Source organism: Campylobacter concisus, assembly GCF_002092855.1.
In the GTDB taxonomy this organism is placed as follows: domain Bacteria; phylum Campylobacterota; class Campylobacteria; order Campylobacterales; family Campylobacteraceae; genus Campylobacter_A; species Campylobacter_A concisus_AI.
Genome location: NZ_LVLC01000001.1, coordinates 424,162 through 439,963, shown reverse-complemented (window position 1 = coordinate 439,963; position 15,802 = coordinate 424,162). Strand labels below are relative to the sequence as shown.

Below are 15,802 nucleotides of genomic sequence, written 5' to 3'. Positions count from 1 at the left end.
AAAATTTTTAAAAATCATATAATGTTTATAGCTTTATGGTAATATTACTAGTTAAATTTTTATAGATTATGTTTGCTATAAAACTATGAAATCTATTAGAATTTGACTTTGAAATCATCACTATTTCAGTAATGATATAAAAATTTTTAATAATAATATGTGTTACTTTTTTACTCAAATATTTAAAAATAATTTTACTTTATTTTCTTTAGCTTTTTTGATAACTACTCTAAAATTTTTAAATTTTATTAAATAGTATTTTCTTTTAAAATCGTACTTTGTGAGAAAATTAATATTTTTATGTAGAAAAATATTTACATTTTTAGCTTAAGTTTTTTGAAATTTTTATAAATGTAAATCAGTTGTAAATAAGTTTTGTAAGATTAATATCAATTAAATTTGTTTTAAATCTTTAAAGGAGAAAGAATGAATCGACGAGAATTCATAAAAAGTGCTGCGGCTAGTGCTGCTTGTGCTAGTGCTGGTATAGCCGTACCAAGCTCGCTAAGTGCAGCAAGCGAAGCCGAAAAAGGCTGGCGCTGGGATAAGGCCGCTTGTAGGTTTTGTGGGACAGGCTGTGGCATCATGGTCGCTACAAAAGAGGGCAAGATAGTAGCTGTAAAAGGAGATCCAGAAGCGCCAGTAAATCGCGGTCTAAACTGCATTAAAGGCTATTTTAATGCTAAGATCATGTACGGCGAGGATAGGATCACTCATCCGCTTTTGCGTGTAAATGAAAAAGGCGAATTTGATAAAAAAGGTAAATTTAAGCAAGTAAGCTGGAAGCAAGCATTTGATGTTATGGAGGCTCAGTTTAGAAAAGCATACAATGAACTAGGCCCTCACGGTATCGGAGTTCTAGGCTCTGGTCAATATACAATTCCAGAAGGTTACGCTGCTGTTAAGCTTATAAAAGGTGGCTTTAGAAGCAATAGCATCGATCCAAACGCAAGACACTGCATGGCAAGCGCGGTTGTTGGCTTTATGCAAGTTTTTGGTATAGACGAGCCATCAGGCTGTTTTGATGATATCGAACTAACTGATACTATCGTGGCTTGGGGCGCAAATATGGCTGAGATGCACCCGATCCTTTGGGCGCGCGTAAGCGATAGAAAGCTTAGCGATCCTGATAGAGTAAAGGTTGTAAATTTAAGCACCTACTCAACTAGAACATCAAATTTAGCTGACATCGAGATCATTTTTGCTCCGTCATCTGACCTTGCTATCTGGAACTACATCGCTCGCGAGATAGTTTATAACCACCCAGAGATGATCGATGAAGAATTTGTTAAAAAGCACTGTGTATTTACAACCGGTCCAGCCGACATCGGATATGGTCTTCGTCCAGACATTAATCATAAAAAATATGCTCCAAGTGAGCTAGACACTGCTGCTACTGAGAAGTCAAAGGTGCTAAGTGAAGCTGAGGGTGTTACACTTGCATATCTTGGACTAAAAGCTGGCGATACGCTAGAAAATAAAAATGCTGCAAAATCTGGCGCACATTGGCAAATAACATTTGAAGAGTTTAAAAAAGCTCTTGCACCTTACACACTTGACTTTACAGCAAAGGTGGCAAAGGGTGATCCAAACGAAGATATAGAAGAATTTAAGAAAAAACTAAAAGCACTTGCCGATCTTTATATCGAGAAAAACCGCAAAGTTGTAAGTTTTTGGACTATGGGCTTTAATCAACACCAACGTGGTACATGGGTAAATGAGCAAGCTTATATGGTTCACTTTTTGCTCGGCAAACAAGCACTTCCAGGCTCAGGAGCATTTTCTCTAACTGGCCAACCAAGTGCGTGTGGAACTGCAAGAGAGGTTGGAACATTTGTTCACCGCTTGCCAGCTGACATGGTTATTGATAATCCAAAACATAGAGAGATAACTGAAAAAATTTGGAAACTTCCTGCCGGAACACTAAGTGGTGTACTCGCTTCTCACTACGTAAAAATGATGCGTGATCTTGAAGATGGTAAGGTTAAATTTATCTGGGTTCAAGTAAACAACCCATGGCAAAATACTGCAAATGCAAACCACTGGATAAAAGCAGCTCGTGAGATGGATAACTTCATCGTTGTAAGCGATCCTTATCCAGGAATTTCTGCAAAAGTGGCTGACCTTATCCTCCCAACTGCGATGATCTATGAAAAATGGGGTGCTTACGGTAATGCTGAGAGAAGAACACAACACTGGAGACAGCAAGTACTTCCAGTTGGCGAAGCGATGCCTGATATTTGGCAAATGATGGAGTTTAGTAAACGCTTTAAGCTAAAAGATGTTTGGGGTGAGAAAAAAGTAAATGATAAAGTGACACTTCCAAATGTGCTTGAAGAGGCAAAAGCTATGGGGTATAGCGAAGAAGATACGCTATTTGATGTACTTTTTGCTAACGAAGAGGCTAAGAAATTTAGTGCAAACGATCCGATCATAGAAAACTACGACAATACAGAAGTATTTGGCGATAGCAGAAAGGTGATCGGCTCAGATGGCAAAGAATTTAAAGGATATGGATTTTTCGTCCACAAATATCTTTGGGAAGAGTATAGAAAATTTGGCGTTGGACACGGCCACGACCTAGCAGACTTTGATACTTACCACAGAGTAAGAGGTCTTAGATGGCCAGTAGTTGATGGCAAAGAGACTCAGTGGAGATTTAACACTAAATTTGACCCATACGCTAAAAAAGCTGCCCCAAATGAGAAATTTGCATTCTACGGCAACAAAAATGCAGCACTTCCAACAGGCGATCTAAAAGGCGTTACAAATAAAGATAAAACATCTCTTGCAAACAAAGCAAAAATTTTCTTCCGCCCTTACATGGATCCATGCGAGATGCCAAGCAAAGAGTATCCGTTCTGGCTATGTACTGGCCGTGTTCTAGAGCACTGGCACTCAGGCACTATGACCATGCGTGTTCCTGAGCTTTATAGAGCTGTTCCAGAGGCACTTTGCTATATGCATGAAGATGATGCTAAAAATCTTGGCGTAATGCAAAATGAGATCGTTTGGGTCGAATCACGCCGTGGCAAGGTAAAAGCAAGAGTTGATCTAAAAGGTAGAAATAAGCCACCAGTAGGTCTTGTTTATGTGCCTTGGTTTGATGAAAACGTATTTATCAATAAAGTCACACTAGATGCTACTTGCCCAATCTCAAAAGAGACTGATTATAAAAAGTGTGCGGTTAAAATTTACAAAGCATAGGTGAGCGATATGGGATTTTCAAGTAGGCGAGAGGCTTTAAAATTTGGAGCAAAAGTGGCACTTTTGGCTCTTGGTGGAGGCTTTGTTTGGTCGCTTAGCGCCAAGGCTTCGCCACTTATGCTTCTTAGGCCTCCTGGTGCAAAAGAAGAGAAGCAATTTTTACAAAGCTGCATTAGATGCGGGCTTTGCGTAGAGGCCTGTCCATTTGATACGCTAAAGCTCTCATCGCTAGAAGATGGCATAAGCATTGGAATGCCTTATTTTGAGCCTAGAAAAATTCCTTGCTATATGTGTGAAAATATCCCTTGTGTGCCAGCCTGTCCGACCGGAGCTTTGGACGTAAATTTAGTAAGCACAAAAGGCAAACTTGATATAAATAAGGCCAAAATGGGTGTTGCGGTGGTCGATATGAAAAACTGCGTGGCATACTGGGGCATACAGTGCGATGCTTGCTACAGATCCTGTCCGCTCATAGATAAGGCCTTGTATCTTGAGTATCGCCGCAACGAAAGGACGCAAAAGCATGCGTTTTTACTTCCAGTGGTCGATAGCGACATCTGCACCGGATGTGGCCTATGCGAGCGAGCCTGTATCACCAAAAAAGCAGCCATTACCGTGCTAAACCGTGACGCGGTGCTTGGAAAAGTAGGCGATAACTACGTCAAAGGCTGGGTCAAAGAAGATGAAAGACGCATAGACGATGCAGACAGCAAAATAAAGCTTGACATTAAAAAAGCGACTGATTATCTAAATGGTGGTGAGCTATGAAATTTTTAATCTTAAGACGAATAACTCAAATTTCTATCCTAGCACTATTTATCCTAGGAAATTTTTACGGAGTTAAGATACTTAGCGGAAATTTAAGCTCATCTTTGCTTTTTGGAAAAATTCCACTAAGCGATCCATTTGCTTTGGTTCAAATTTTACTTGCAAGCTTTAGTGCCGGCATAAATGCAATTATTGGAGCTGGCATTATCTTGGCGTTTTACGCGCTAGTTGCTCCAAGAGCGTTTTGTTCGTGGATATGCCCAATAAATTTGCTAACTGATATTGCTTTTAAACTAAGAGAGAAATTTGGCTTTAAGGGCGAAAAAGTCTTAAATGTGAGTAAAAATTTACGTTATTACTTGCTGGCTCTTGCTCTTATATTAAGCCTTGCTTTATCTTACCCGGTATTTGAGAGCGTTAGCTATATTGGCATTATTCAGCGTGGCATTATTTACGGCTCAGCTAGTGCTTTAGGCATAGCGGTTGCGATCATTGCTTTTGATATGTTTGTGTTAAAGCGTGGCATTTGCTCGCACGTTTGTCCACTTGGTGCCTTTTATGCCATCATCTCAAAATTTGCCCTAATTAGAGTAAAACATGATGCCCAGGCTTGTACAAAATGTATGAAATGTAAGCTTATTTGTCCAGAGATGCAAGTGCTTGATATGATCGGTAAAGAGAGCCGCTCGGTAAGCTCAAGCGAGTGCATAAGCTGTGGCAGGTGCATTGATGTTTGTGGAGACGGGGCTTTGAAATTTAGTATTAGAAATTTAAGGAGAGAAAAATGAAAATAAAAATAATGATGCTTGGAGGATTGTGCGCTGCGTTTTTTGCGGCATGTACTTTTAATAATCCAAGTATTAGTGATTCGCAAATCGGCTTTAGAAATATCGATTTGCTAGACGATAAAGACGTTGTATTAAAAGATGTGAACTACACAAAAGAGCCAGCTGGCATGTCAAAGAAATTTGATAGGTCTTTTGAAAATGCACCACCATTTATCCCACACGATACTGAGGGTTTAGTGCCTATCACAAAGGATATGAATATGTGCGTAACCTGCCATATGCCTGAGTTTGCAAAAGATAGTGGAGCAACACCGATACCATCATCTCACCTTTATGACATCAGAAATAAAAAAGATCTTGCGGGCAAGCTTGATGATGAAAGATATAACTGCACAACATGCCACGTTGAGCAACAAACTGGCTTAACTCAGCTTGTTGGCAATAAATTTAAGCCTGACTTTAGAGATAAAAACGGTACTCATAAGTCAAACTTGCTAGATGTTTTAAACGATGGTGTTAAATAATGCAAAGCAGGCGAGAGCTTTTTAGTAAAATTTTGGGGGCAAAATCTGCTCCCAAATTTATAACTCCGCCTTTTTTTAGCGGAGAGTTTGACTGCGATAGATGCGATGCTATCTGCGTAAATGCTTGTGAAAAAGAGCTTCTTAGCTTTGAAAATGAAAGAGTAATTTTTAAAGTTAAGAAGCTGGGCTGTGACTTTTGCGAAGAGTGCGCAAAGGCTTGTGAGAGTCTTGGTAAGAAGACATTAAGCCTAAGCTCACCAAAGAGTATAAATGCAAAAGTTAGCATCGATGTTTCTAGCTGTCTAGCGTGGAACGATACGATCTGCTACAACTGCCTTGATGCTTGCAAATTTAAAGCAGTCGAATTTCTTGGCGTTTTTCGTCCTATTGTTAATCAAAACTGCGTAAGTTGCGGCGAGTGCTTTGATGTTTGCTTTAAAAATTCACTTCAAATGGAGGCCTTATGAGAGCTTTGTTTTTTATTTTTTGTCTATTAAATTTTATCTTTGCAAGCGAGATCACCACTCCATATAAGCAAATAGAGGCTAGTGCAAATGTGCTAAGCACAACGCTAATAAATGGCAAACTCTTTATCGCGACTGATGGAGGGACGGTTGAAATTTATGATACTAAAGAGTCTAAATTTGAAGAGATCATCAAAATGGATGATATAAAAACCTACGTTAGTGATCACGAAAGACCAAAAATTTTAAGTATTGATGAAATTGATGGCAAAACTCTTATACTTAGCGAAGGTGATTACGCTATAAAGGTGCTTCATCTAAGAGAAAATGGACAGATGAGAAGCATAAAAATGGATAATCAAGCGATAAAAAAGGCATTGTTTTTAGATGATGAGCATGTTGCACTTGCTTCAATTAGCAATGAAATTTATTTTTTAAACCTAAAAAGTGGCGAAATTTATGATAGCTTTAAAATTTCAATCGCGATGCTTTCAGATATGGAGATAAGCGAAGATAGAAGCACGCTAGCTATCGCTTGCGAGAGTGGGAAGGTCTACTTTTATAACATAAAAGCTAAAAAAATGGATCAAATTTTAGATATTCATACAGATAATATCTACGACATCTCATATAAAAATGGAGTCATGATCAGCGGAGGCACCGACAGGATCGTGGGGATATTTTCAGCTGGAAGCCTAAAAAAGATAAATACCGGCTTTTTGGTCTATGGTGTCGGCCTTAGCGATGATGGTAGAGTAGCAGCTTATATGAGCGATGAGATGAGCGATGTAAATTTAGTTGATAGCAAAAGCTTAGAAAATATCGCAATGCTAAAAACTGGGCAAAGTACGATAAATAGCATAGTTTTTATAAGCGACAATGAAGTCGTAACCTCAGCCTATGAGAATAAAATTTTGTTTTGGAGAATTAAATGAATATTTCAAGTTTAATAGTTTATACGGACAATAAAAATGAAAGTGTAAAAAATGAGATAAAAAAGCTAAAAGAGTGTGAAATAATAACTGACGCAGACGATAGGATCGTGGTGGTAGTTAGCTCAGATAGTATTGAAGATGAGATAAAAAATTTTAAAAAGATAGAAGTTATCAGCGGAGTAGTGAGCGTTGCGATGGTTTACAGCTATCAAGAAGATGCCGAAGAAAATAGGAAAAAACTAGAAGAAAATGGCAAGATAAGTGAAATTTTAACAAGTGATGAGGTAAAGGCTGAGGATATTACTTATGGCGGCAGCGTGCATCATAGAGTGAAATAGTAAAACTTAAATTTTTAGCTTTTGTATTGTGATTAAAATTTATAGTGCAAAAGCCTACCTTTCGTACAGATCTTCTTAATAAATTCGTTGCTAGTACTACTTATATTTAATTAACTTTTTTAGCTTGTAGATTTAAATTTATGTTCAAGGGTTAATAGATTTCGGGTGGAAAATTACTCAGCAAGCATTAAAATCAAAAACATAACAAGTGAATTAAATTTTAGCTTAGAAGATCTTGAGATGATGCTTGCATAAAGAATTTTTGTAGGCCAGTTTTGGCTTACTAATTTTCTAGCCCTAAGGTCTATCTTTGATCAAATTTAATAAATTTTCTCCAATGTTTTCATTTGTTAGATTTGAAATTTCTTTATAAAAATTTCCTTTTTTGTCTATTAAATATATTGAAGAGCTGTGAGCAACAGAGTAGCCCATGGCTGAGTTTTCAAGACGGACTTTTTGAAATTTTACACCATAGGTTTTTGCCACTTCTTTTAAGGCATTTAGTTTTAATCCATCGGCATCTTTATAGAAATTTTTTGCCATTAGAGTTAAATTTTCAGGAGTATCGCGTTCAGGATCAAGTGTAATAAAAAGCAGCTCAAAGTCATCTCTTTTTAGCTTGTTTAGCTCATCGCCAATCAAAGAGAGCGCAGTAGGGCAGACATCAGGGCAAAAAAGATAACCAAAATATATAACTTTGTACTTTCCGTCGTAATTTTTAAGACTTACTTCACCATTTTGCGAAAGTGCCTTAAAATCATACTTGTTTGGCTTTATCAGCAAAAGTGCAACACCTATACAAATTAAGATTATTATTAAGCCCCAAAATGCCTTTTTCATCGTTACCCTCTATAATTTTAGATCAAGATCTACAAAAAAACCAGTTTCTTTTTCGTCATCAAGCACTTTAAATCGATATCTCATAAGCTCAACAACACAAGCACTTAGCACTACTTGAGCAGTTAAGTTATCGCCTCTTGGCTCGAGTCTTGCTTTGATTGATCCCATATTCATATTTATGCCGTCTATCTCAAGACTAGGATTTTTTAGCCCTAAATTTTTACCGTTAATGATTTTAAAGCTAAAAGGCCTCATAGCATAAATAGGTCTTGGCGAGATGTCTATTTTTAGCTTTACGCCTTTAAATTCCATCTCACAAGATTTATTGTTTAGATCACATTTTAAAGGATCTAGCGATGTGTTTACATCGGCAAATTCAGGTGGATATTCCTTGCTTGTTGTCATAAGCTTATAGCCTATCGAAAAAGCACCTAAAACAATAAAGATAAATGAAAAAATAATTATGATTTTTTTCATTATTTAAAGTTTTTAGTTACTCCGATATTATCAAGCTTTATGCTCTCGCCATTGCTAAATTTTAGCTCTAAATCAACTTTATCACCATCTTTTAATGGTTTATTTAGATCCATAAGCATAATGTGTAAACCGCCAGGAGCTAGTTTTGTTTCGCCATTTTTTGGGATCACTGCATCTTCGATTTGAACCATAGCCATCATGCCATCATTCATTTTGTGTGTATGAATTTCTGTGCTTTTGCAAACGCTTGAATGAGCACCGATGAGCTTTACATCAGAATTTGAAGCATTTTTTATATTCATAAAAATTGCACTATTGTTTGTGCCAGGTTTTGTATCTCTAGCTCTAACATTTTCTAGGCTGATATCAGCCGCCATAAGAGCAGAAGCTGCAAGCATCGCACCAAAAACGAATTTTTTCATATTTTTCCTTTGTGATAAAATTAATAATGGTTTTCACATTATACATTTAGGACTACTTAATTTACCTTTAAAATCTAAAAATATAAATTTTTTAGGATATAATTACGGACTAAATTTTACTTTTTGGGATATTTCACTTGAAAAAAATTATATTTTTCTTCATCGCGTTATCGCCTTGTCTTTTTGCCCAAAATTACGAAGAAATTTACTTAAAAAATGGCTCAGCTGCTGTTATTGATGCCATCGAAAAAAATATTTTAAGTAAGGATTACTGGCTAAAAAAGCTTGAGGGCAAGGATGTAAGATATGGGTATTATGACAATGAGATACTTCTAAGTGTAGTTGATAAAACTAAAAAGAAGCTTGAAGTGATCTCTTATAATGGCGGCATTACAAAAAAGCTTTTTAGCTCAAGCGTTATAGTTGGCAAAAATGGTGATAAGCTTCTTGAAGGCGATCTAAAAACACCGGTTGGAGTGTATCAGCTTACACGTAGATTTACGCCAAATGATAGATATCTTGGTCCACTTGCATTTTCGCTTTCATATCCAAATTTGCTTGATAAGCTTGCAAAGCGAAATGGTGGTGGCATTTGGATACACGGCTATCCGCTTGATGGTCAAAGGACAGATGAGCTAAAGACCAAAGGCTGCGTGGCTATGCAAAATGATACTTTGATGAAATTTGATGTTGTAGTGGATCACAAAAAAACACTTGCATTTATCTACGAAGATAAGCGTCCAGAAGCTAGTGCAAAAGATATTGCAGTGATCATTTCTGGACTTTTGGGCTGGAAAAAAACCTGGAGTGAGAGCGACATTGAAAACTATCTTAAATTTTACGATAAAAACTTTGAGCGATACGATGGTATGAGCTTGGAAAAATTTAAAAGTATGAAGCGGGCTATTTTTTCTAAAAAAGAGAAAAAACGCATTAGTTTTTCAAATTTTCTCATCACGCCTTATCCAAATCTTAAAAACGATAGGCTTTTTCGTGTGAGTTTTTATGAGGATTATGTTTCAGATACGCACAAATTTGCTGGGCAAAAGACGCTTTATGTGAAGCTTTATAACGATGATATGAAAATTTTTATAGAGGAGTAAAAGTGGAAAAATCTCAAGAAGTAAAAGAAAAAATCGAAAAAATTTTAGAGGCAAGAGCTGCTTTTTTTGCTGAGCTTGACCGCCAAGTTCCAAAGAAAGATGGTACTGATGTTTTTGATTTTAGCAAAGTAAAAGAGGCTGATCTGAAAGAAATTTACGCTAAATTTTATGCATTTGATTACAACGTAAGAAAACTTTTACCGGATGTTTATACTGCTTTTAATGTGAATTTTAATGTCTGAAATACGCCTAAATAAAGCTTCATATATTCATAACCTCACTCAAATTTGTGCTAAAGCCGGTGGTAAAGAAAAAGTAATAATTGTATTAAAAGACAATGCTTATGGTCATGGCGCAAGGCTTATTGCAAATGAAGCTAAAAAATTTGGTATAGAAATTTGTGCTGTAAAAAGTGAGTTTGAGGCAAATGAAATTTCTGACATATTTGAAAATATTCTCATTCTTTCACATATCCCAACTGGAAATGAAAGCAGCAAATTTATCTATGCGATAAACGATATAGAGGCACTTTTAAAGATAAAAGATGGCTCAAAAATCAACCTTGCAATTGACACTGGTATGCATAGAAATGGGCTTGATATAAGTGAGCTTGATTATGCGTTTGAAATTTTAACAAGAAGGAATTTGGAGCTTCTTGGAGCTTATACTCATTTTCGTGCGAGTGATGAGCTAAATGCTGATTATTTTGTGCAAAGGGAAAATTTTAGGACTGCAAAAGAGAAAATTTTAGCTCTTTGCGATGAGTTTGGTATGAAAAAACCGATCTTTCACTCTCACAACTCAGCTGCGCTTGAAAGAGCAAGTGAAATCGATGATGATATGGTGCGTGTTGGCATCGCTCAGTATGGGTACACTCAGTTTGGTGATAGTTTGAACTTAAAGCCTGTACTTTCGCTATGGGCAAGAAGAGTTAGTAGGCGTATTTTAAAAAGTGGTCAAAGTGTTGGATATGGTGCTAAATTTAGCGCAAAAGAAGATATAAATGTAGCCACTTATGATCTTGGATATGGCGATGGATTGCTAAGATACAATGGATGTGGCGAGCTAAGACTTGCCAATAACGAGCCAATACTAGGCAAAATTTCTATGGATAGCTTTAGCTGTAAAGATAGCGGCGAATGGGTCTGTGTGCTTGAGAATGCAAATATTTGGGCGAAATTTTTTGATACGATAAGTTATGATATTTTAGTAAAACTCTCGCCAAATATAACTAGAAAATTTATATAAAGGTAATGTGTGAAAAAGATCGTTTTATTAGCTCTTGCTAGCCTTGCTTTTGGTGTGCAAGAGAGTGAGTTTAAAATTTATGAGCAAATACTAAATCAGCTTGACACTAAGCAGATCCCAACCTTTGTCGTCCAAACTGCAAAGCCAAATTTACCAAGCAGGGTCGATGAGATGATCACGCTAAAAGATGTAAGTAGCAGTGGGCTAAACATACATGGTGAGTTTGTTTTAAACGAGACCAAGACAAAGAGGATAAAAGGCTACAATAAAGCTCAAATTTTAGCTTTAAAAGATGAGTTTTATAAAAATGGAAAAGATGCGCTTTGCAATTCAGGTATGGCTAGAGCTGTGCTAAATCGTGGTATCACACTAAGTGGTAGTTATGGCTTTGAGGGTAGGCATTTTTTTGATATAAATTTGGATAAAAGTAGTTGCGAGTAGCCCTTTTTTTACTATTTTTTTACTCGCTTGCCCTGGCTCTTACACCAGATATAGCAGCGAAAAATCATGCAACTTACTACAAAAAAAAGCTCCCATTTATCTGTACGCCAACACTTACACTTAATGATATCTTGAATGTCGGTGATACGCTCGTTTATAGATATGCCATCAAACACGCAAGAAAGCAAGAGATCAAAAGGCTTGAGGAGAAAGAGCTTTTAGAATTTATCGAAGCTATCAAAAAAGAGAATTTGCGAACTGCTTGCAAAGATAAAGAGATCTTAAATATGCTAAGCATCGGTGTCACCTTGGATGAGCTTTTTTATTCAGAAAATGGTGAGCTTATTTTTGAGTACACTATAGAAGATCGCGACTGCAAGAAATTGCAGTGAAATTTGGGGCTAAATTTTGGTTTTTGGGTTTTAAATTTAATTTTTAACAAGCTATCTTTGTAAATTTTTAAAACTTCCATTCGCTCGCAAGAATCGACTACTAAAATTTGATTTTGCCCACCGCTTGGCTCAAATTTTAGATCCGAAATTACTCGCTCATAAAATTAAAATTTCTTGTAAATGTCTAAATTTAAAGCCAAAAAAGATGGTAAAAAGAAGAAATTTAGCCCAAATTTTACTAGAACTAAATTTTCTACATGCCTCTTTTTATCTCTTGTTCAAGTCTTTCAAGCTCAGCGATCCTATCGCTAGTGCTTGGATGCGTTCTAAAAAGTACGCCAAGCTTGTTAGTTAGCGAGCCAAATGGATTTACGATAAACATATGAGCGCTTTGCTCGCTTGCGTTTTGCATAACGTAAGAATTTGAGTAGCTCTCAAGCTTTCTTAGAGCGCTTGCAAGCCACTCTGGATGTCCTGTTAGATAGGCTGCACCCTTGTCAGCTTTGTACTCGCGCTCCCTTGAGATCGCCATTTGTATGATTGTGGCAGCTATTGGCATGAGTATAGCAAGTGCTAGCATAACGATGGCATTACCGCCACCTCTTCGTGAACTGCCACTCTGCCCAGCAATACTGCCAATCTTAGCAAAATTTGCAAGCATTGCGATAGCGCCAGCTAGTATGGCAGCGATTGAGCCAGTTAGGATGTCGTAGTGCCTTACGTGGCTTAGCTCGTGAGCTAGTACGCCCTCGATCTCGTTTTCATTTAAAATTTTTAAAAGCCCCTCGGTTACCGCGACAGCTGCGTGGCTTGGGTTTCTGCCTGTGGCAAAGGCGTTTGGTACCTCTTCTGGTATGATGTAAATTTTTGGCATAGGTAAATTTGCCTTTTGTGTGAGGCGAGATACGATCTCATAAAGCCCGTGAGCGTTACTCTCATCGACTGGGATAGCGTTATACCTTTTAAGCACCAGAGTATCACTAAAAAAATATGAAAAGATATTTGTACCAGCCGCTATCAAAAAGGCGATCATCATGCCATGCTCACCTCCAATATATCCGCCAACAGCGATAAAAATTAGCATTAAAGCAACCATTAAAAAAGCAGTTTTAAAAATTTCCATTTTTGTCCTTATTCTTTTATAGCGTTTGGCAAGATCGCGGCATCGATGTTAAATTTTGCAAGCTGTGCTAGCTCGCTTTCATCTTTTATCAAAACAGCTATAAGTGCGTCAAATAAATAACTCTCAGCTATCTTTGCTAGATCTTTTGCAATGTCAATATCTGCGATAATAAATTTTGCTCCAGCCGCGTTTGCGATAATGGCTTCATTTATATTTGTCACAAAAACGCTAAAGCTTGCTCCAGCTTCTAGTGCCCTTTTTATGAAATTTCTATCAAATTTAAAGAGATTTTGCCTGCCGTTTGAAATCTCATCTTCACTTTTGCAAAGAAATAGTGGCTCAAATTTGATCAGCTCATCACCTAAAATTTTCATCTCTCACCCTTTATGCACTCTTTGCAGATGTATTTTCCGTCTCTTAGTACCATTTGATCGATGTCGCTAAAGACGCCGCATTTGCTGCACTCTTCGAAGTTACTGGTGCTTATCTTGTCGCTATTTTTTCTATTTTTAAAAAATATGATGTAAATCGCAACCAAAATCGCTACAAAAAGCAAGTATTTCAACGTTTCTCCCCTTGATTTTTGAGATTAAAATATATGTAGTTTCTGTTTTTTTCATTGTAAATTTGCGCGTCTATGCCTGAAATTTCATCCATAACGCTTGAGCCCTTGTAGATGAGAAATTTAGTATTTTCATCGTAAAATCCCTCGCAAATTTTTATAAGCTCTTTTGTCTTGCTAAGTGCCCTTGAGGTGATGAGATCAGCCGTAAATTTATCTGCAAGCTCGATCTTTTGGCTATGAATTTCTAAATTTTCTATGTCAAGTTCGATCTTAGCGTAGCTTAGAAATGATGACTTTTTGGCTATCGGCTCAAAAAGGTGCCACTTTGTTTGCGGCATCGCAAGCGCTAAAAATATCGCTGGAAAGCCAGCTCCACTGCCCACATCAATCGCCGTTTTAGCACTTAGGTCAAAAATTTCAAGCGGTTTTATGCTATCAAGCACCTGCTCGCTTATATCTTTATAGTTGCTTAAGCTATGAATCTTGTTAAATTTAGCAAAAATTTGAGCGTAAGCCTTTACTTTTTCGTCAAATTCTGCCGGCAAGCAAAGCTCATTTTTCATCACAAGATGTGCCCCATTTGCTCTTTTTTGACCTTTAAGTAGCCTTCGTTAAATTTATTTGGTTTGATGACGATAGGCACGCGTTTTACGATCTTTACTGAGCTTAGTCCATGAAGTTTTAAAGGGTTATTTGTGAGTAAATTTACCTCTTTTATGCCGTAGTGATTTAGGATAAAATCAACCACTTCATACGTCCTCTCATCGGCCTTAAAACCCAGCTGGTGATTAGCCTCAATGGTGTCAAGGCCCTTATCTTGCAGGCTGTAGGCATTTATCTTGTTTAAAAGCCCGATATTTCTGCCTTCTTGACGTAAGTAGATAACCATACCACCATTTTCTTCGATATATTTTAGGCTCGCTTCAAGCTGGTCGCGACAGTCGCACTTTAGGCTTCCGATCGCATCGCCAGTTAGGCATTCGGAGTGAATTCTAAGATTTACCACCTCGCTCAAAGGCTCTTTGTAGATCACGAGGTGCTCTTTTGACCCTTCTTTGAAGGCTTGAACCTTATAAGCGCCAAACCTTGAAGGTAGATTTGCGGCGTTTGAAATTTCTATTTTCATTTTAAATTTACTCCAACTGTGCTAAACTAGCTAAAAACCACGCATTTTAACAAAGAAAAGGCAAAAATATGTTTAAACGTTTTAGAAGATTAAGAATAAATCCAGCCCTAAGAGACATGGTAAGAGAGACTAGCCTTAGCGTAAATGACTTCATCTATCCGCTCTTTGTAGTCGAGGGCAAAGGCGTTAAAAACGAGATCGCTTCGATGCCGGGCGTTTATCAAATGAGTATCGATGAAATTTTAAAAGAGTGCGAAGAGATAGTAAATTTAGGCATAAAATCGATCATTTTATTTGGCATACCAAGCCTAAAAGATAGCGTTGGTAGTGACGCACTAAGCAACGACGGCATCATCGCAACCGCGCTTAGAGCCATAAAAGATAAATTCCCAAATTTAGTAGTTGTCACTGATCTTTGCTTTTGTGAATATACAGACCATGGCCACTGTGGCATAATCGACCACGTGCACAACACCATCGACAACGACGCAACGCTTGAAATTTCAGCTAAACAAGCCTTGATACACGCTAAAAATGGCTCTGATATGATCGCACCAAGCGGTATGATGGATGGCATCATCGCAACGCTAAGAGAGACGCTTGATAGCAATGGCTTTGAGAATTTGCCAGTGATGGCATACTCGACTAAATTTGCTTCAGCATACTACGGACCATTTCGCGATGTGGCACAAAGCGCACCAAGCTTTGGCGATAGAAAGAGCTACCAAATGGACAGCGCAAACCGCCTAGAGGCGATCAACGAGAGCTTGCAAGACGAGGCACAAGGCGCTGATATCTTGATGGTAAAGCCAGCGCTCGCCTATCTTGACATCGTTAGAGAGCTTAGAAATTTGACACTTCTACCACTTTGCGTCTATAACGTAAGCGGCGAGTACGCACTACTAAAAGCTGGCGCAAAAGCTGGCATCATCGATTACGAGCGCGTCATGATGGAGACTTTGATCGGCTTTAAAAGAGCAGGGGCAAATTTGATCATCACCTATCACGCAAAAGAAGCAGCCAAAATTTTAAGGGACTAAG

General features: G+C 37.6%; 21 protein-coding genes. 13 read left to right on the top strand and 8 right to left on the bottom strand.

The window, feature by feature from the left end:
• The first annotated feature begins 426 nt into the window (after window positions 1–426).
• Genes napA through A3223_RS02200 form a run of 7 tightly spaced genes read left to right on the top strand, consistent with a single transcriptional unit; the run spans window position 427 to window position 7,024 of the window.
• Window positions 427–3,207 carry a nitrate reductase catalytic subunit NapA gene (napA, locus tag A3223_RS02230; RefSeq protein ID WP_084108419.1) on the top strand — a complete coding sequence of 927 codons (2,781 nt, stop codon included), beginning with the start codon at window positions 427–429 and terminating at the stop codon, window positions 3,205–3,207.
• 9 nt (window positions 3,208–3,216) lie between these two features.
• Entirely contained in the window at window positions 3,217–3,975 is a 759-nt protein-coding gene (gene napG, locus A3223_RS02225) for a ferredoxin-type protein NapG (RefSeq protein ID WP_103605019.1), read from the top strand.
• Window positions 3,972–4,763 (top strand): quinol dehydrogenase ferredoxin subunit NapH, encoded by a 792-nt coding sequence (napH, locus tag A3223_RS02220; protein WP_084108414.1) that lies wholly within the window; start codon window positions 3,972–3,974, stop codon window positions 4,761–4,763. The genes napG and napH overlap by 4 nt, the downstream gene beginning before the upstream one ends.
• Window positions 4,760–5,287 carry a nitrate reductase cytochrome c-type subunit gene (locus tag A3223_RS02215; RefSeq protein ID WP_084108411.1) on the top strand — a complete coding sequence of 176 codons (528 nt, stop codon included), beginning with the start codon at window positions 4,760–4,762 and terminating at the stop codon, window positions 5,285–5,287. The genes napH and A3223_RS02215 overlap by 4 nt, the downstream gene beginning before the upstream one ends.
• Entirely contained in the window at window positions 5,287–5,754 is a 468-nt protein-coding gene (locus tag A3223_RS02210; RefSeq protein WP_021090640.1) for a hypothetical protein, read from the top strand. Before A3223_RS02215 ends, A3223_RS02210 begins: the two co-directional genes overlap by 1 nt.
• Complete coding sequence (locus A3223_RS02205; protein ID WP_084108408.1) at window positions 5,751–6,686, top strand: WD40 repeat domain-containing protein; 936 nt, start codon at window positions 5,751–5,753, stop codon at window positions 6,684–6,686. The genes A3223_RS02210 and A3223_RS02205 overlap by 4 nt, the downstream gene beginning before the upstream one ends.
• Complete coding sequence (locus tag A3223_RS02200; RefSeq protein WP_054196381.1) at window positions 6,683–7,024, top strand: chaperone NapD; 342 nt, start codon at window positions 6,683–6,685, stop codon at window positions 7,022–7,024. The genes A3223_RS02205 and A3223_RS02200 overlap by 4 nt, the downstream gene beginning before the upstream one ends.
• Before the next feature lie 297 nt (window positions 7,025–7,321).
• On the opposite strand, the gene A3223_RS02195 is transcribed toward A3223_RS02200, so the two are convergent.
• The 3 genes from A3223_RS02195 to A3223_RS02185 all read right to left on the bottom strand — a co-directional run bounded on the left by A3223_RS02195 (window position 7,322) and on the right by A3223_RS02185 (window position 8,763).
• Entirely contained in the window at window positions 7,322–7,864 is a 543-nt protein-coding gene (locus A3223_RS02195; protein WP_054196383.1) for an SCO family protein, read from the bottom strand.
• Between the two features lie 9 nt (window positions 7,865–7,873).
• Complete coding sequence (locus A3223_RS02190) at window positions 7,874–8,269, bottom strand: hypothetical protein (RefSeq protein ID WP_180378687.1); 396 nt, start codon at window positions 8,267–8,269, stop codon at window positions 7,874–7,876.
• Window positions 8,270–8,340: 71 nt separating this feature from the next.
• Window positions 8,341–8,763, bottom strand: coding sequence for a copper chaperone PCu(A)C (locus A3223_RS02185; protein ID WP_084108403.1), 423 nt, complete (start codon window positions 8,761–8,763; stop codon window positions 8,341–8,343).
• A 137-nt stretch (window positions 8,764–8,900) separates the two neighbouring features.
• Between A3223_RS02185 and A3223_RS02180 the strand changes: the two genes are divergently transcribed.
• The 5 genes from A3223_RS02180 to A3223_RS02160 are packed head-to-tail and all read left to right on the top strand — an operon-like array spanning window position 8,901 to window position 11,947.
• Window positions 8,901–9,866, top strand: a complete 966-nt coding sequence (locus A3223_RS02180) for a L,D-transpeptidase family protein (protein WP_084108400.1) — start codon at window positions 8,901–8,903, stop codon at window positions 9,864–9,866.
• 2 nt (window positions 9,867–9,868) lie between these two features.
• Entirely contained in the window at window positions 9,869–10,108 is a 240-nt protein-coding gene (cmeU, locus tag A3223_RS02175; RefSeq protein WP_021091016.1) for a CmeU family protein, read from the top strand.
• Complete coding sequence (locus tag A3223_RS02170) at window positions 10,101–11,114, top strand: alanine racemase (protein ID WP_084108397.1); 1,014 nt, start codon at window positions 10,101–10,103, stop codon at window positions 11,112–11,114. The genes cmeU and A3223_RS02170 overlap by 8 nt, the downstream gene beginning before the upstream one ends.
• 9 nt (window positions 11,115–11,123) lie before the next feature.
• Entirely contained in the window at window positions 11,124–11,555 is a 432-nt protein-coding gene (locus tag A3223_RS02165) for a hypothetical protein (RefSeq protein WP_054196386.1), read from the top strand.
• Window positions 11,546–11,947 carry a flagellar protein FlaH gene (locus tag A3223_RS02160; protein WP_084108394.1) on the top strand — a complete coding sequence of 134 codons (402 nt, stop codon included), beginning with the start codon at window positions 11,546–11,548 and terminating at the stop codon, window positions 11,945–11,947. The genes A3223_RS02165 and A3223_RS02160 overlap by 10 nt, the downstream gene beginning before the upstream one ends.
• Before the next feature lie 253 nt (window positions 11,948–12,200).
• Here A3223_RS02160 and htpX read toward each other — a convergent pair whose 3' ends face one another.
• Genes htpX through ribA form a run of 5 tightly spaced genes read right to left on the bottom strand, consistent with a single transcriptional unit; the run spans window position 12,201 to window position 14,761 of the window.
• Window positions 12,201–13,070: a zinc metalloprotease HtpX gene (gene htpX / locus A3223_RS02155; RefSeq protein WP_084108391.1), complete on the bottom strand. Its 870-nt coding sequence runs from the start codon at window positions 13,068–13,070 to the stop codon at window positions 12,201–12,203.
• A gap of 8 nt (window positions 13,071–13,078) precedes the next feature.
• Complete coding sequence (locus tag A3223_RS02150; protein WP_084108388.1) at window positions 13,079–13,444, bottom strand: hypothetical protein; 366 nt, start codon at window positions 13,442–13,444, stop codon at window positions 13,079–13,081.
• Entirely contained in the window at window positions 13,441–13,635 is a 195-nt protein-coding gene (locus tag A3223_RS02145; RefSeq protein ID WP_084108385.1) for a hypothetical protein, read from the bottom strand. Before A3223_RS02145 ends, A3223_RS02150 begins: the two co-directional genes overlap by 4 nt.
• Entirely contained in the window at window positions 13,632–14,198 is a 567-nt protein-coding gene (rsmG, locus tag A3223_RS02140) for a 16S rRNA (guanine(527)-N(7))-methyltransferase RsmG (protein WP_084108382.1), read from the bottom strand. Before rsmG ends, A3223_RS02145 begins: the two co-directional genes overlap by 4 nt.
• A complete protein-coding gene (ribA, locus tag A3223_RS02135; RefSeq protein ID WP_084108379.1) occupies window positions 14,198–14,761 on the bottom strand; it encodes a GTP cyclohydrolase II in 564 nt (187 codons plus the stop codon). The genes rsmG and ribA overlap by 1 nt, the downstream gene beginning before the upstream one ends.
• A 68-nt stretch (window positions 14,762–14,829) precedes the next feature.
• Between ribA and hemB the strand changes: the two genes are divergently transcribed.
• Complete coding sequence (gene hemB, locus A3223_RS02130; protein WP_084108376.1) at window positions 14,830–15,801, top strand: porphobilinogen synthase; 972 nt, start codon at window positions 14,830–14,832, stop codon at window positions 15,799–15,801.
• Window position 15,802: the final 1 nt, after the last annotated feature.

Bases quoted from the DNA above. Each gene is read 5' to 3' on its own strand.
- A3223_RS02205 (WP_084108408.1), top strand. From the start codon at position 5,751: ATGAGAGCTTTGTTTTTTATTTTTTGTCTATTAAATTTTATCTTTGCA.
- A3223_RS02210 (WP_021090640.1), top strand. From the start codon at position 5,287: ATGCAAAGCAGGCGAGAGCTTTTTAGTAAAATTTTGGGGGCAAAATCT.
- A3223_RS02185 (WP_084108403.1), bottom strand. From the start codon at position 8,763: ATGAAAAAATTCGTTTTTGGTGCGATGCTTGCAGCTTCTGCTCTTATG.
- A3223_RS02215 (WP_084108411.1), top strand. From the start codon at position 4,760: ATGAAAATAAAAATAATGATGCTTGGAGGATTGTGCGCTGCGTTTTTT.
- napH (WP_084108414.1), top strand. From the start codon at position 3,972: ATGAAATTTTTAATCTTAAGACGAATAACTCAAATTTCTATCCTAGCA.
- A3223_RS02150 (WP_084108388.1), bottom strand. From the start codon at position 13,444: ATGAAAATTTTAGGTGATGAGCTGATCAAATTTGAGCCACTATTTCTT.
- htpX (WP_084108391.1), bottom strand. From the start codon at position 13,070: ATGGAAATTTTTAAAACTGCTTTTTTAATGGTTGCTTTAATGCTAATT.
- A3223_RS02170 (WP_084108397.1), top strand. From the start codon at position 10,101: ATGTCTGAAATACGCCTAAATAAAGCTTCATATATTCATAACCTCACT.
- A3223_RS02190 (WP_180378687.1), bottom strand. From the start codon at position 8,269: ATGACAACAAGCAAGGAATATCCACCTGAATTTGCCGATGTAAACACA.
- napA (WP_084108419.1), top strand. From the start codon at position 427: ATGAATCGACGAGAATTCATAAAAAGTGCTGCGGCTAGTGCTGCTTGT.
- ribA (WP_084108379.1), bottom strand. From the start codon at position 14,761: ATGAAAATAGAAATTTCAAACGCCGCAAATCTACCTTCAAGGTTTGGC.
- A3223_RS02195 (WP_054196383.1), bottom strand. From the start codon at position 7,864: ATGAAAAAGGCATTTTGGGGCTTAATAATAATCTTAATTTGTATAGGT.
- hemB (WP_084108376.1), top strand. From the start codon at position 14,830: ATGTTTAAACGTTTTAGAAGATTAAGAATAAATCCAGCCCTAAGAGAC.
- A3223_RS02200 (WP_054196381.1), top strand. From the start codon at position 6,683: ATGAATATTTCAAGTTTAATAGTTTATACGGACAATAAAAATGAAAGT.
- rsmG (WP_084108382.1), bottom strand. From the start codon at position 14,198: ATGAAAAATGAGCTTTGCTTGCCGGCAGAATTTGACGAAAAAGTAAAG.
- napG (WP_103605019.1), top strand. From the start codon at position 3,217: ATGGGATTTTCAAGTAGGCGAGAGGCTTTAAAATTTGGAGCAAAAGTG.